General features: G+C 71.1%; 13 protein-coding genes and 1 tRNA gene. 5 read left to right on the top strand and 9 right to left on the bottom strand.

Annotated features, from left to right (window positions below; translation table 11 throughout):
* Positions 1 to 10 precede the first annotated feature (10 nt).
* Positions 11 to 787, top strand: a complete 777-nt coding sequence (gene pstB, locus ACWDY5_RS05580; protein ID WP_252483526.1) for a phosphate ABC transporter ATP-binding protein PstB — start codon at positions 11 to 13, stop codon at positions 785 to 787.
* A 76-nt stretch (positions 788 to 863) separates the two neighbouring features.
* Here the strand turns inward: pstB and phoU are convergent, their stop codons facing one another.
* The 6 genes from phoU to ACWDY5_RS05550 form a co-directional block, all read right to left on the bottom strand.
* Positions 864 to 1,517 (bottom strand): phosphate signaling complex protein PhoU, encoded by a 654-nt coding sequence (gene phoU / locus ACWDY5_RS05575; RefSeq protein ID WP_449721093.1) that lies wholly within the window; start codon positions 1,515 to 1,517, stop codon positions 864 to 866.
* A gap of 112 nt (positions 1,518 to 1,629) precedes the next feature.
* On the bottom strand, positions 1,630 to 4,512 hold the full coding sequence (locus tag ACWDY5_RS05570; protein ID WP_449721092.1) for an LCP family glycopolymer transferase: 2,883 nt from the start codon (positions 4,510 to 4,512) through the stop codon (positions 1,630 to 1,632).
* Positions 4,513 to 4,709: 197 nt separating this feature from the next.
* On the bottom strand, positions 4,710 to 5,633 hold the full coding sequence (locus ACWDY5_RS05565) for a GGDEF domain-containing protein (RefSeq protein WP_449721091.1): 924 nt from the start codon (positions 5,631 to 5,633) through the stop codon (positions 4,710 to 4,712).
* 252 nt (positions 5,634 to 5,885) lie between these two features.
* On the bottom strand, positions 5,886 to 6,332 hold the full coding sequence (locus ACWDY5_RS05560; protein ID WP_252483523.1) for a hypothetical protein: 447 nt from the start codon (positions 6,330 to 6,332) through the stop codon (positions 5,886 to 5,888).
* Entirely contained in the window at positions 6,329 to 7,462 is a 1,134-nt protein-coding gene (gene dusB / locus ACWDY5_RS05555) for a tRNA dihydrouridine synthase DusB (RefSeq protein WP_449721090.1), read from the bottom strand. The genes ACWDY5_RS05560 and dusB overlap by 4 nt, the downstream gene beginning before the upstream one ends.
* A gap of 38 nt (positions 7,463 to 7,500) precedes the next feature.
* Positions 7,501 to 7,839, bottom strand: a complete 339-nt coding sequence (locus ACWDY5_RS05550; RefSeq protein ID WP_449721089.1) for an SCO4402 family protein — start codon at positions 7,837 to 7,839, stop codon at positions 7,501 to 7,503.
* A gap of 134 nt (positions 7,840 to 7,973) precedes the next feature.
* Here ACWDY5_RS05550 and ACWDY5_RS05545 point away from each other — a divergent pair, with 134 nt between their 5' ends.
* On the top strand, positions 7,974 to 9,086 hold the full coding sequence (locus ACWDY5_RS05545) for a hypothetical protein (RefSeq protein WP_449721088.1): 1,113 nt from the start codon (positions 7,974 to 7,976) through the stop codon (positions 9,084 to 9,086).
* On the opposite strand, the gene ACWDY5_RS05540 is transcribed toward ACWDY5_RS05545, so the two are convergent.
* Positions 9,083 to 9,673: a superoxide dismutase gene (locus ACWDY5_RS05540; protein WP_252483519.1), complete on the bottom strand. Its 591-nt coding sequence runs from the start codon at positions 9,671 to 9,673 to the stop codon at positions 9,083 to 9,085. The genes ACWDY5_RS05545 and ACWDY5_RS05540 overlap by 4 nt on opposite strands.
* 78 nt (positions 9,674 to 9,751) lie before the next feature.
* Between ACWDY5_RS05540 and ACWDY5_RS05535 the strand changes: the two genes are divergently transcribed.
* Entirely contained in the window at positions 9,752 to 10,687 is a 936-nt protein-coding gene (locus tag ACWDY5_RS05535; protein WP_449721087.1) for a DMT family transporter, read from the top strand.
* Here ACWDY5_RS05535 and lysA read toward each other — a convergent pair.
* A complete protein-coding gene (gene lysA / locus ACWDY5_RS05530) occupies positions 10,638 to 11,978 on the bottom strand; it encodes a diaminopimelate decarboxylase (protein WP_449721086.1) in 1,341 nt (446 codons plus the stop codon). The genes ACWDY5_RS05535 and lysA overlap by 50 nt on opposite strands.
* Positions 11,979 to 12,209: 231 nt before the next feature.
* Here lysA and ACWDY5_RS05525 point away from each other — a divergent pair, with 231 nt between their 5' ends.
* Together ACWDY5_RS05525 and ACWDY5_RS05520 are read left to right on the top strand one after the other, a co-directional pair.
* Positions 12,210 to 12,683 carry a GbsR/MarR family transcriptional regulator gene (locus ACWDY5_RS05525; protein ID WP_449721085.1) on the top strand — a complete coding sequence of 158 codons (474 nt, stop codon included), beginning with the start codon at positions 12,210 to 12,212 and terminating at the stop codon, positions 12,681 to 12,683.
* 48 nt (positions 12,684 to 12,731) lie between these two features.
* Positions 12,732 to 12,807, top strand: a tRNA-Lys gene (locus tag ACWDY5_RS05520).
* 64 nt (positions 12,808 to 12,871) lie between these two features.
* On the opposite strand, the gene ACWDY5_RS05515 is transcribed toward ACWDY5_RS05520, so the two are convergent.
* Entirely contained in the window at positions 12,872 to 13,159 is a 288-nt protein-coding gene (locus ACWDY5_RS05515; protein WP_449721084.1) for a tyrosine-type recombinase/integrase, read from the bottom strand.
* Position 13,160: the final 1 nt, after the last annotated feature.

Below are 13,160 nucleotides of genomic sequence, written 5' to 3'. Positions count from 1 at the left end.
GGTAGGAGTCATGGCCAAGCGCATCGACGTCAAAGACCTCAACATCTACTACGGCAAGTTCCACGCCGTGGACGGGGTCACCCTCCAGGTGCCGCCGCGCAGTGTCACCGCGTTCATCGGGCCCTCGGGTTGCGGCAAGTCCACCGTGCTGCGCTCGCTGAACCGCATGCACGAGGTGATCCCGGGCGCGCGGGTGGACGGTCAGGTCCTGCTGGACGGCGAGGACATCTACGCCGCCGCGGTGGACCCGGTGTCGGTCCGGCGCACCATCGGCATGGTGTTCCAGCGGCCCAACCCGTTCCCCACCATGTCCATCAGGGACAACGTGGTGGCCGGGCTGAAGCTGGCAGGCATGAAGGGCAAGAAGAAGCTGGAGGAGGTCTGCGAGCGCTCGCTGCGCGGCGCGAACCTCTGGGAAGAGGTCAAGGACCGCCTGGACAAGCCCGGCGGCGGCCTCTCCGGCGGTCAGCAGCAGCGCCTGTGCATCGCCCGCGCCATCGCGGTGCAGCCGGACGTGCTGCTGATGGACGAGCCCTGTTCGGCGCTGGACCCGATCTCCACGCTGGCGATCGAGGACCTGATCACCGAGCTGAAGAAGGACTACACGATCGTCATCGTCACCCACAACATGCAGCAGGCCGCGCGGGTGAGCGACCAGACGGCGTTCTTCAACCTGGCCGGCGTCGGCCAGCCGGGCCGCCTGGTCGAGGTCGACGACACCGAGAAGATCTTCTCCAACCCGACCCAGAAGGCCACCGAGGACTACATCTCCGGCCGCTTCGGTTAAGCCCCAAGGGTTCTGCTGAACCACGAAGGCCGGGTCCCGTGACTGGGACCCGGCCTTCGTTGTGTCGTAAGGGGAATCAGTCCTCGCGGCCGGGCATCTTGCCGGTGGCGATGAACACCACCCGGCGGGCCAGCGCCACCGCGTGGTCGGCGAAGCGCTCGTAGAAGCGGCCCAGCAGCGTGATGTCCACCGCCGGGGCCACCCCGTGCGGCCAGTCCTTGGCCATCAGCACGGTGAACAGGTGCTTGTGCAGGTCGTCCATCTCGTCGTCGTCCTGCTCCAGCTGCTCGGCCAGTGTGACGTCCCGGTTGCGGATGACCAGCTCGGCCTTCTTGGCCAGCTCCACCGCGACCCGGCCCATCTGGGCGAAGTCCTCGCGCACCTGGTCGGGCAGCACACCGTTGGGGTGCCTGCGCCTGGTGGCCTTGGCCACGTGCAGGGCCAGGTCGCCCATCCGCTCCAGGTCCTCCGCGGCGTGGATCGCGGCGACCACCACCCGCAGGTCGGTGGCCACCGGCGCCTGCAGGGCCAGCAGCGCGAACGCCTGTTCCTCCGCCGCCGCACGGGCGTCGTCGATCTTGGCGTCCTCGTCGATCACCTGTTCGGCAAGGCCGAGGTCGACGTTCAGCAGCGCTGCGGTCGACTTCTCCATCGCTTTCGCGACATCGGCGGTCATGTCACCGAGGATCTCGGCGAAACGATCGAGCTGCTCGTGATAGGCCTCGCGCATGCCCGTCAGCCTACGTCGCCATGGTCGCGAGGTCTGCATCCATTGGTGAACCAGCCGTAAACGCGACCGGAACAGCTGATGCAAAGGCCCGGTCAGCGGCAGTGTGGCCGAGTCAGGTGCAGCTGTTGTCCGCACCGTTCACAGTGGACAGATCACCGGGCAGCTTGCTGGTCGGCGTCTGCCCAGGAGTGCTGGTGCCGCCACCGCCGCCGCTCGGCTTGACCACCTTGCCGTCGAACTCCGGCCCGAGGATCAGCTGGATCGCCCCGCCCATGCTGGGATCGGGGGTGAGCGTGGCGCCGGGCACCGCGGCGGCCAGCGTGCGCGCGGCATCCCTGCGCTCGTCGGCGAAGCGGATCACCGTCTTGTTGCTCGGCGCGGGCGAGGTGCCCTTCTTCACCACCGAGAAACCGAGGCCCTCCAGGCCGGTGACCGCCTTGGCCGCGTTGCCTGCCTTGTCGGATCCGTTGAGCACCTGGATCTTCACCGTCTTCGGGTCCACCAGCGCGGCCGGGCTCAGGTCCACCGGCGGGTTGTTCTGCGCCTGCGGCATCGGGTTCTGGTTGGCCGCGCCACCGGCCGGCTTCTCCTGCGGCAGCGGGGTTCCGTTGATGATCGCCTGGAACAGCGCCTTGGCGTCCTTCTCCCGGAACTCCTCCCGGTACTTCTTGGGCGCCAGCTCGACCGTGCGCACCGGCACCTGCACGAAGGTCACCCGGCCCGCTTCCAAGCCCTGCAAGGAAGTGCCGAGGGTGAGCATCTGGTCGATGCCGATGTTCTCGCCGTAGGTGGAGCTGGCGAAGGCCTTCACGAAGTCCTGCAGCTGGGTCGGGCTGGTGAGCACCTGCTGGGACATCACCTTGCGCAGCAACGAGGACAGGAACCGCTGCTGCCGCTCGATCCGCTCGTAGTCGCTCTGCGCCTGGCCCTTGACCTTGCGGATGCGCACGTAGCTCAGCGCGGTGTCGCCGGAGATGGTCTGCCGCCCGGTCTGGGTGATGACCGCGCCCAGCTCCTCGTCGATCAACGGCTTCGGCACGCACACCTCAACGCCCTTGACCGCGTTGACCATGGCCTTGAAGCCGTGGAAGTCGATGCCGACGAAGTGGTTGATGTTGAGCCCGGAGAGCTGGAGCACCAGCTTGGTGATGCACTTCGGGCCGCCGACGGCGTAGGCCGCGTTGAGCTTCTGGTTCTTCCGCGCGGGCTCGGTCTTGCCGGTGTACTTGCCGGTCTTGGCGTCCCAGCCCTCGCAGGCCGGGATGGTGACGTCCATGTCGCGCGGGAAGGACATGATCACCACGCGCTTCCGGTCCGCGGGCACGTGCGCCACCATCACGGTGTCCGCCCGCGCGCCGCCGGAGATCTTCTCGTCACCCACGCCGTCCTCGGCGGTGGCCCCGGCCCTGGTGTCCGAGCCGATCATGAGGAAGTTCTCCGCGCCGTACTGCTTGTCCTTGTCCTGGATCTGGTCGGAGTTCGGGTCCAGCGCGGACACCTCGCGGATCTGCCCGTTGATCCACTGCTTGCCCGCCCAGCCGATCCCGGTGGCCACCAGCACCACCGCGGCGACCGCGACCACCAGCGCCTTGCCCACCAGCACCAGCCGCCGCCTGCGCAGCGCGTCCGGGTCCTCGTCCGCCGGCGGCGCGCTGGCGTGGGCCGCCTCGCGCGGCGGCTCGTCCTCGTCCTCGTCGACCAGCTCGTGGTACGGCACACCCATGGTGGGCACGTCCACCGAACCGGGCCGCTCGACCAGCTGCGTCTGCTCAGCGGGGTCGGGCTTGTCCGCGGGCTTGTCGGTCTTGTCCTTGTCCTTGCCGCCGATCCGGATGAACTGGGTCAGCTTGCCGCGCCGCTCCCGTTCCGCTTCCTCGATCTCGGCCATCTCGTCGTGCACGGCGGAGAACCGGGACAAGGTGGCGTCGATCTTGCGCCGCTTGTCGTCCATCTCGCCGTCCACCGGCTCAGCGGGCTGCACAGGCGGCGTCGGCGGCACGGGCGGCGCAGGCGGCCGGTTCCCCGGCCGAGCGCCCTGCGGCGGCCGAGGCGGCCTGCCACCCTGCGGCGGCCCGGGACGCCCGCCGGCCGGCGCGACCGGCTCGTCAAGCGCCGCGAAACCGCCCCCCGTCGGCGGATCCACCGGCGGCGGCCCACCCTGGGGACCGCCCTGTTGCGGCCCACCCTGTTGCGGCCCACCCTGTTGCGGTGCGCCAGGCGGCCCACCCTGCGGTCGTCCGCGCGGCGGCCGTGGCGGCGGCATCCGCCCACCACTCGGCTGGCCAAGGTCCCGTGGCGGCGGCATCCGGCCGCCCGTGGGCTGGGCGAGGTCTCCCGGCGGCGGCATCCGCCCACCGGTCGGCTGGGCGATGTCCCTTGGCGGCATCCGCCCGCCGTTGTCCGGCGGCGGCATCCGGCCACCGGAGGGCTGCCCGAGATCCCGGGGCGGCGGCATCCGGCCACCACTGGGCTGGTCCATCGGCGGCGGCATGCGCCCACCGCTGGGCTGGTCCATGGGCGGCGGCATCCGCCCACCGCTGGGCTGGTCTGCTGGTGGCGGCATGCGCCCGCCGCTCGGCTGGTCCATCGGCGGCGGCATGCGCCCGCCGCTCGGCTGGCCCAGATCCTCCTGCGGCCTGCCCTGCGGCGGCATCGGTGCGCGCGGCGGCCGGACCGGAGCGGATCGCGGCGGCATCGGCGGCGGCGCGTCCCTCGGCGGCATCGGCGGCGCGGCATCCCGGGGCGGCATGGGTGGCACCGGCGGCATGGGCGGCGGCGCGAAGTCGTGCTGCGGCGCGGGTGGCGGGGCCGGGCGGGGCAGCTTGTCGGAAGTGCCGCCGTGCTTGGCGAGCAGGTCCGACACCGAGGTGCCCCCGCCGTCGTCCAGGGACCGGCGGCGCCTGCTGGGCTGGTCCAGATCGGGGGTCTCGTCCTCAGCCCGCCGACGTCGTCCGGAGCGGGAACCGTAACCGCCCTCGCGGTGGTCGTCCGGCACCCGGTCTCCTTCCCGATCGTGTGACTCTCCGACTAATGACGCAGGGCGAACCGAACGGGTTGTAACCCCCGACGGATCGCCCGGTGCCCGATAGTACGGATAACGGGTAAGACACACGAGCACGGCCGCGAGCTTTGTCACGTCCTGTACGGAAAATTGCCGAGTCGCTTAGCCCGATCGGGCCGTACCGAGCAAGATCAGTTATAGCCAACCGGGCGCGGTTGAGCCACTGCCCGTCGCCCACCGGCCGCTCCGGCGAGCCGAACGCGACCGTCCTCTTCCCGGTACGCGACCGCGTTCCGGCCGGACTGCTTGGCCACGTAGAGCAAGCTGTCCGCGCGCAACAACTGTTCCTTCGGATCAGTCGCCGGTGTGTCCGCAGGTGAGCCGGTCAGCTCGTGCGCCAGCCCAATACTCACCGTGACCCGCAGGTCCGGAGCCAGCTGCGTCCACGGGTACCGCTCGACGCGTGCACGTGCCGCTTCACAGACAGCGACCGCCGTCCCGGTGTCGATGCCCGGCACCACGAGCACAAATTCCTCACCACCGTAGCGGGCGCAGAACGCGCCCTCGGGCAGCCCGTCCTGCAGCAGCTCCACCACCCGCTGCAGCACCCGGTCGCCGATGAGGTGGCCGAAGGTGTCGTTGACCTGCTTGAAGAAGTCCAGGTCCACCAGGGCCACGGCCAGCCCGCCCTGCCGGTCCGCCTCGCCGAGCAGGCCGAGCAGCCGCTGGTCGAGGTAGCGCCGGTTGTAGCTGGCGGTGAGGCTGTCCCGCAGGCTCTGCTCGCGCGCCTCGGCGTGCTCGCGACGCAGCCGGTCCACCTCGCGGCGCAGCTGTTCGGGCACCTGCGGCGGGTTGGTCTGCTCGGAGGAGAGCAGGTCCAGCGCCGAACGCAGGTGTTGATAGGCCTGCCGCCACTGCCCACGGGAGGCGAACAGCGCGGCGATCGACTCGTGTAACTGCACCAGCCCGGAGTTGGCGGGCGATGACGGCGGTAGCGGGCCCGGATGCCCCGCGGCGGAGACGGGCGAACGCGGTGGGGTGGGCGCGGAGCAGACCGGCCGCGCGCCATCGCGGAGCGGATCAGACTCGGCGATGTCAGGTCGCAGTACGGTCACCGCGTTCACCTCCCTACCACGGTGGTGTCGTCGGCTACGGCGGCACGCTTGAGCCACTGGACCGGCCCGGTGTCGTATTTCACTTAACTGGCTGACCGTGGGCTGCTCCGACCCGGTGACTCAGCGTGATCCACCACGCACTTGGTTGTGTACCCGCAAATGGCGGGGCCGCCCAAGCTGTTCGGCCATAGCCCACCCACTTGGCCCAGCAGGAAACTGCCGGTAGCCCAAGGGATGTGGGCGTCGTCACGCTCAGCGCGGACAGGGTGCGAACCCGTAGGCCGCCCCGTCGAGGACGACCACGTGCTGTGACCCGATCTGGATACCGACCGTGGCGCCGTCCCGTTTCGCGGTGACCGAGACCGCCACCACGTACACCCGCCCCCTCGGCCTTCCCCGGCTGCCCGCGGTCCACCCCGGATCGGGCCGCAGGGTGGACAGCGCGGGCTCCACGGTCAGCACCAGCTCGCCGGGATCGCAGGCGCCGGCGCGGAAGTCCGGGTGCTGGGTGCGGGTCAGGAACTCCCGTTGCGCGGCCACCCCGGTCCGCGCCGCGGCCAGCCCGTCGCTGAAGTAACCGCCGACCAGCCCGGCGTCCACCGCTTCCTGGGACGCCTCCCTCGGCGTGCCGGCCACTCCGACCGCGCAGCCCGCCGTGACCAGCGTGACCAGCAGCGCGCCACCCAGCCGCGCGCTCATCCGCCGGAGTGCATCAGCTCCGCGCCGAGCGGGACCGAGGCGTCCTCCGGATCGTCCAGCCACCCCTGCGGCAGGCTGACCTTCGCCGGTGAGCCCTGGCGTCCGCGCGGCCCCTCCGCGTCCTGCGGGAACGGCACCTCCGGCGGCAGCTGGGCGAGCAGGTCCTCCAGCTCGGCCAGGCTGGACACCATGGCGAAGCTGCGCCGCAGGTCACCGCCGACCGGGAAGCCGCGCAGGTACCAGGCCATGTGCTTGCGCAGGTCGCGGATGCCCTTGTCCGGCCCGAGGTGGTCGATGAGCAGCTCGGCGTGCTGGTGCAGCACCTCGGCCACCCCGCCCAGCGAAGGGCCTTCCGGAATCGGCTCTCCGGCGAAGGCGGCCGCCAGGTCCCGGAACAGCCAGGGCCTGCCCAGGCAGCCCCGGCCCACCACGATCCCGTCGCAGCCGGTCTCGGCCATCATCCGCAGCGCGTCGGCCGCGGAGAAGATGTCGCCGTTGCCCAGCACCGGGATGGTCCGCACCGCTTCCTTGAGCCGCGCGATCGCCGACCAGTCGGCCTGCCCGGAGTAGCGCTGCGCCGCGGTCCGCCCGTGCAGGGCCACCCAGGAGGCGCCCTCGGCCTCGGCGATCCGCCCGGCGTCCAGGTAGGTCAGGTGGTCCTCGTCGATGCCGATCCGGAACTTCACCGTCACCGGGATGCCCGCGGGCTCGGCGGCCCGCACCGCGGCCCGCACGATGTCGCCGAACAGCCGCCGCTTGTACGGCAGCGCCGCGCCACCGCCCTTGCGGGTCACCTTGGGTACCGGGCAGCCGAAGTTCATGTCGATGTGGTCGGCCAGGTTCTCGTCCACGATCATCCGGACGGCCTTGTCCATGGTGACCGGGTCGACCCCGTAGAGCTGCAGCGAGCGCGGGTGCTCGTCCGCGCTGAAGGTGATCATGTGCATGGTCATCGGGTCCCGCTCGACCAGCGCCCGGGTGGTGACCATCTCGCACACGTACAGCCCAGCCCCGTACTGGCGGCAGAGCTGCCGGAAGGCCACGTTGGTGATCCCGGCCATCGGCGCGAGCACAACCGGCGGATCGACCTGGTAAGGGCCGACCCGCAGCAAGGGCGGACGCGCGTTCACCGCTCCATTGTCCGGCACGTCGGGAGTGCCGGATGACATCAGCCCGCGCCGGCCAGCAACCGGTGCGCCGCACCCGCCTTGGCCGCCACCTCCGGCCAGCGCGGATGAGTGAGGTAAGTCTCATCCGGCGTGGCCGGGTTGTAGGCCTCCAGCACCTCCAGCAGCGGTTCAATGGCGGCCTTCACCGCGGCGACCTCGGCCTCGTCCCTGAGCAGCTCGCCCACGCTCTCCGCCGGGTCGAACCGGTCCCACCAGGTGTCGGCCAGCAGCACCTGCACCGTGCCGCTGAGGTCCGGCCAGCCGTTGACGTTGGCGGGGGTGAACCCGGCCAGCGCCTCCAACGCGTCCACCACGCCCTGCCTGCGAGTCGCGTTCATCCCCCTATTTTCGGAACCAGATCAGCTCGATTTAGGAAGTGCCGCCGAGATCACACCCGCGCCACCGGATTCCGGAGTTGCCGGGACAACCGTCAGCTGCTGCTGGGAACATCACACCGGCAACGCTCGTCCGGATGGAGGAACCACTGATGACCAACGCCCGCCGGACCGGCGCGCTGCTCCTGGCCACCGCGGCGCTGCTCGCCGGGTGCACCACGGTGCGTGGCGTGGCCGAAGCGGGTGATCCGGTGGAGGGCTACGACAAGCGCGGTTCCGCGGCGCGCAAGGTCAGCTCGCCGGGCGGGGAGCTGGTCTCGCTGCTCAACCCCGAGCCGACCGCGCAGCTGCTGTGCGGCACGCTGTCCGCGCAGGAATGGTCGGAGCTGCTCGGCGGGCCGGTGCAGAGCCGGTGGGTGCAGCGCGGTGGCTGCCTGGTCGAGGGCGGGCGCCAGACCGTGTACCTGAGCCTGAGCTGGCAGCAGCCCTGCAAGACGCTGGCCAACCCGCAGCAGGTGGACGTGGGCGGCAGGCCGGCGACCTCGGTGGCGGCCAGCGGCGGCGGCGAGGTGCTGTGCGTGCCGTTCAACCAGTTCGGCGAGCAGGAGCTGGAGAAGCGGAAGTACGGCGACAGCGAGGACGCGGTGCCCAAGGGCACCCTGCACATGACCGCGACCCCCGGCAGCAACCCGCCGAAGTCGCCGAAGCAGGTGCTGCACGAGCTGGCCCAGAAGCTGCTCGCCGAGCTGACCAAGCCTGGCCCGGCCGCGCCCGCGCCGGGGGAGAAGGGCGCGCTGCCGTACACCCCGTTCCCGCCGCCACCGGCCGCCGGCGTGGTCGACCTGCCGCACCCGCAGCGCGCCGCCGCGCTGTGCACCGCGGCCGGCGACGAGATGTTCCAGAGCATCCTGGGCGTGCCGGTCCGCGAGCGGCAGCTGACCTATGGCGGCGACTGCACGATCTCCGGCGGCGAGCCGTTCAAGGGCGGCGCGCACACGGTGTGGATCCAGGTGCTCTCCACCAAGCTGGAGGGCTCGCTGTACAACGGCGCGGAGATCTCGGTGGCCGGCCGCCCGGCCAAGGTGGGCAGCGTGCTCAGCGGCACCGGGGTGCTGTTGCGGGACAACATGGACAACCTGCTCGCGGTGCGGCTGATGGCACTGGGCGACAACCGCACCGACGAGGCCCGTCGCGGCCTGGAGAAGGCCCTGGCCGAGCAGATCGTGCCGAAGCTCTTGGGCGCGGACTAGAAGTCCACGTTCACGCAGCCCAGCCGCGCGCCCGCGGTCCCGGCGTGCCCATGGTGGGTTTTGGTTCGCTCGAAGTGGATCACTACCGACTTGGCCCTGCGTTCGCCGAAGTGCCAGGGCACCACGGTTTTGCTGACGCCGACGCCGTGCCGGTTGGTGGTGAAGTCCAGCCAGATCTCGTTGGACGCGTTGGCGTACTTGGGATCGACCGAGGGCTGCACCGGGTCCAGGACGTCCTGGTAGTGCGGCCCGGAGTCGGCGGGCGCGGGCCCGCACGGCTTGGTGTGCGCGTGCGCGCCGTAGGTGCGCTGGGGCACCAGACCGCGCACCGAGAGCAGCACCAGGGTGCCGCCGTGCCGGACGTGCGTCGCGGCGACCACCACACCGGAGCCCTCCGGCACCAGCTTCGGGTCGTGCGTGACGGCCTTGGCTTCCGGGCTGTACGGCGCGAAGCGGCCGACGGTGAGCACGGGAATGGAATCCGGGGAGATGGAGTTGACCGGATCGGCGCCTGCGGGCGCTGTGCTGCCGGTGATCAGCAGCAACGCGGCCGCGACACCGGCCGCGGCGAGGGGATGACGTCGCATGGTGACCACCTTGGCACGCTCCGTGCGTTCCGGCAGCGGCGGCGAGTGAAGTTATGACCGGCTGATATGGGGGCAGGAATGCGGGATCGGACCTGGCTGGTGGCGCTGGCCGCCGCGTTGTGGGGCACGGACGCGCTGCTCCGCACCCCGCTCGCGCAGGCCCTGCCCTCGGCCACCGTGGTCTTCTGGGAGCATCTGATCGTGGTGGCCCTGCTGCTGCCCTGGGTGCCGCGCGCGCTGCGCGCCTTCGCCGGGCTCAACTGGCCGCGCCGGTTCGCGGTGCTGGTCATCGGGGTCGGCTCCTCAGCGGTGGCGACCGCGCTGTTCACCGCCGCCTTCCGCTACGGCGACCCGGTGACCCCGCTGGTGCTGCAGAAGTTCCAGCCGGTGTTCGTGCTGCTGGCCGCCTTCGTGCTGCTCGGCGAGCGGCCGCGCGCGCACTACGCCTACTTCGCCGCGCCGGCCCTGCTCGGCGCCTGGCTGCTGAGCTTTGCGAACCCGCTGGAGGTGCGGGTCAGCGCGGCGGTTCCGGCGCTGCTGGCGCTGGGCGCGGCCGCGCTGTGGGCGGGCGGCACCGTGCTCGGCAGGCTGGTCAGCACTGAGCTGCGCCCGTGGGACGTCACGGTGCTGCGCTTCGCCATCGGCCTGCCCGCGACCGCGGTGGTGGTGGCAGGCCAGGGCGCCCCGTTCCTGGTGGACTGGGCGAACGCCCCTGCCCTGCTGCTGCTCGCGATCGTGCCCGGCCTGCTCGCACTGACCCTGTACTACCAGGGCCTGCGCAGCACCCCGGCGGCCCGCGCCACCCTGGCCGAGCTGGCCTTCCCGGCCACCGCCGCGCTGATCGGCGTCGGTCTGCTGGGCGCGCGCCTGTCCGGCACCCAGTGGCTGGGCTTCGCGCTGCTGGTGGTCGCGGTGACCGCCCTCGGCTGGCGCGAGCGCACGGGCAAGGGGGGCACCGTCCGGCTCAGCCCAGATCGCGAGCCAGCACGTCCTCATCCGTCTCCCGCCGGATGATCGGCCGGTAGCGCCCCTCGGCCACCGCGATCACCGGCGGCCGGCCGACCAGGTTGTAGTTGGACGCGAGCGAGTGGTGGTAGGCGCCGGAGCAGGGCACGGCCAGCAGGTCGCCCGCGCGGATGTCAGCGGGCAACGGCACATCGCGCGCGATCACGTCCCCGGCCTCGCAGTGCCGCCCGACCACGGTCACCGTGCGCGCGGCCGCGTGGCTGGTGCGGCCGAACATCCGCACCGCGTAACGGGATCCGTAGAGCGCGGGCCGCAGGTTGTCGCTCATCCCGCCGTCCACCGCGACGAAGGTCCGCACGCCGGGCACGTCCTTGACCACGACCACCCGGTACAGCGTGACCCCGGCCCGCGCGACCAGCGACCGCCCCGGCTCCACCACCAGCCGCGGCACCGGCAACCCGCGCGCCGAGCATTCGTAGTTCACCGCGCACCGCACCCTGGCCGCGAACCCCTGGAGATCGAACTCCTCCTCACCGGGCAGATAGGCCACCGCGTGCCCACCGCCGATGTTCAACTGTGGCAACACGATCCCGTGCTCATCCCGCACCGCGGCCAGCAACCCGACCATCCGCCGCGCCGCCAGCTCGAACCCGGCCACCCGCCCGATCTGCGACCCGATGTGGCAGTGCAGCCCCACCAGATGCAGGTTCGGCTGGCAGAGCACCCGCCGCACCGCCTCCGCCGCGGCCCCACTGGCCAGCGAGAACCCGAACTTCTGGTCTTCGACGCCGGTCGCGATCGCCTTGTGCGTCTGCCCGTCCACACCGGGCGTCACCCGCACCAGCACCTGCTGCGGATACCGCGCCAACGCGCCGAGCTGCTCGATCTCGTCGAACGAGTCCACCACAACCCGCCCAACCCCGTAGCCCACCGCCGCCTTCAGATCCTCCGGCGTCTTGGCATTCCCGTGCAGGATGACCCGCTCCGCAGGGAAGTCCACCGCCCGCGCGACGGCGAGCTCCCCAGCCGAGCACACATCGAGCGAAAGCCCCTCCTCCCGCACCCACCGCGCCACCGCCTTGGTCAGCAACGCCTTGCTCGCATAGGCGATCTCGACCTCCGGCAACGCGGCCCGGTACTCCCGGCACCGCAGCCGGACCGCCGCCTCGTCCAGCACGTAGGAGGGAGTGCCGAAGTCAGCCGCGACCCGCCGCAGCGAAACCCCGCCGACCAGCAGATCGTTCTCCGGCCCCAGCTCGGTTCCGGCCGGCCAGATCCCCGGCTCCAGGTGGCTGCGCAGCGAGCGTTGCAGCGAAGGAATGAGGTACTCCAGGGTCACGACGGCCTCCGCAGGCACTTGTCACGGGCACGTTGCCCGCCCATGACGAGAAAACGCCGCACCAGCCCACCCGTCACCGCTCCCTACGCGCTCCTGACGCTCGCAGCGGCCACGTTTCCGCGACCCTGACACCGCGGGTGGCCCCCACCACACAGACCTACCTTCACATCTTCCTGAAACAGCTAAACTAAACCGGCTGGTCACGGGGGTGACGGAGAGGAGGGCCTACACATGACCGGACCCGCCCGCGACGAGGCAGCGGTAGCCCGCTTCGTCGAACGCTTCGCCCTGGTCCTCACTGACGCCGGCTGGAGCCGCATGCCGGCCAGGATCTTCGCCAGCCTCCTCGCCAGCGACGACGGCACCCGCACTGCGGCAGACCTGGCCGCCCACCTGCAGATCAGCCCCGCCGCCGTCAGCGGAGGCGTCCGCTACCTCACCCAGATCGGCCTGGTCACCAAGGAACGCTCCCCAGGCGCCCGCCGCGACCACTACCGCGTCCGCGACGACCTGTGGTTCGAGTCCCTGCTCCGCCGCGAAGAGCAGATCGCCCGCTGGATCCAGAGCATCAAGGAAGGCATCCAGGCCGTCGGCCCCACCACCCCCACCGCCCACCGCCTGGAACAAACCCGAGACTTCTTCGAGTTCCTCCAAGCCGAACTCCCCCGCCTGCTCGCCAACTGGCAACCCCCACCCGGCCCGTGATCGCCAACCACAGCACACCACCCGGCCCGGTGTCGGTAGAGTGTCCCCGGGCCGCTAGCTCAACTGGCAGAGCAGCGGACTTTTAATCCGCGGGTTGTGGGTTCGAGTCCCACGCGGCCCACCAAACCCCCAGGTCACAAGCCTGGGGGTTTCGCGTGTCAAGACCGAACCGGCACCTTACCCATCCTTTATTTCTGGCCCGCCTCGGCTGTGACCACGCCCTCCAACAACGCCTTTGCCCCGGTCGCGGCCCGATTCCGCCCGAAGTAGTTGTCCTGGGTTATGGACACCTTGGCGTGCCCGAGCTGGTCCGGCGCCTGCCGTGCGGAGAGCCCCGCCTCATCCATCATTGTCGCCACCGTCTTCCGGTACACGTGGCTGGTCACCCAGGCGAACCCAGCCGCCTTGAAGATCACCCGAAGGTCCGCCTGGGTGTTGCTCGGGTCCCGCAGCTCGCCCAGGGGAGCGGTGAACACC

It is taken from the genome of Crossiella sp. NPDC003009, from assembly GCF_053591555.1.
This window is presented reverse-complemented; position numbering and strand designations above follow the sequence as displayed.

Bases quoted from the DNA above. Each gene is read 5' to 3' on its own strand.
- pstB (WP_252483526.1), top strand. From the start codon at position 11: ATGGCCAAGCGCATCGACGTCAAAGACCTCAACATCTACTACGGCAAG.
- phoU (WP_449721093.1), bottom strand. From the start codon at position 1,517: ATGCGCGAGGCCTATCACGAGCAGCTCGATCGTTTCGCCGAGATCCTC.
- ACWDY5_RS05560 (WP_252483523.1), bottom strand. From the start codon at position 6,332: ATGAGCGCGCGGCTGGGTGGCGCGCTGCTGGTCACGCTGGTCACGGCG.
- ACWDY5_RS05550 (WP_449721089.1), bottom strand. From the start codon at position 7,839: ATGAACGCGACTCGCAGGCAGGGCGTGGTGGACGCGTTGGAGGCGCTG.
- ACWDY5_RS05545 (WP_449721088.1), top strand. From the start codon at position 7,974: ATGGAGGAACCACTGATGACCAACGCCCGCCGGACCGGCGCGCTGCTC.
- ACWDY5_RS05540 (WP_252483519.1), bottom strand. From the start codon at position 9,673: ATGCGACGTCATCCCCTCGCCGCGGCCGGTGTCGCGGCCGCGTTGCTG.
- ACWDY5_RS05535 (WP_449721087.1), top strand. From the start codon at position 9,752: ATGCGGGATCGGACCTGGCTGGTGGCGCTGGCCGCCGCGTTGTGGGGC.
- ACWDY5_RS05525 (WP_449721085.1), top strand. From the start codon at position 12,210: ATGACCGGACCCGCCCGCGACGAGGCAGCGGTAGCCCGCTTCGTCGAA.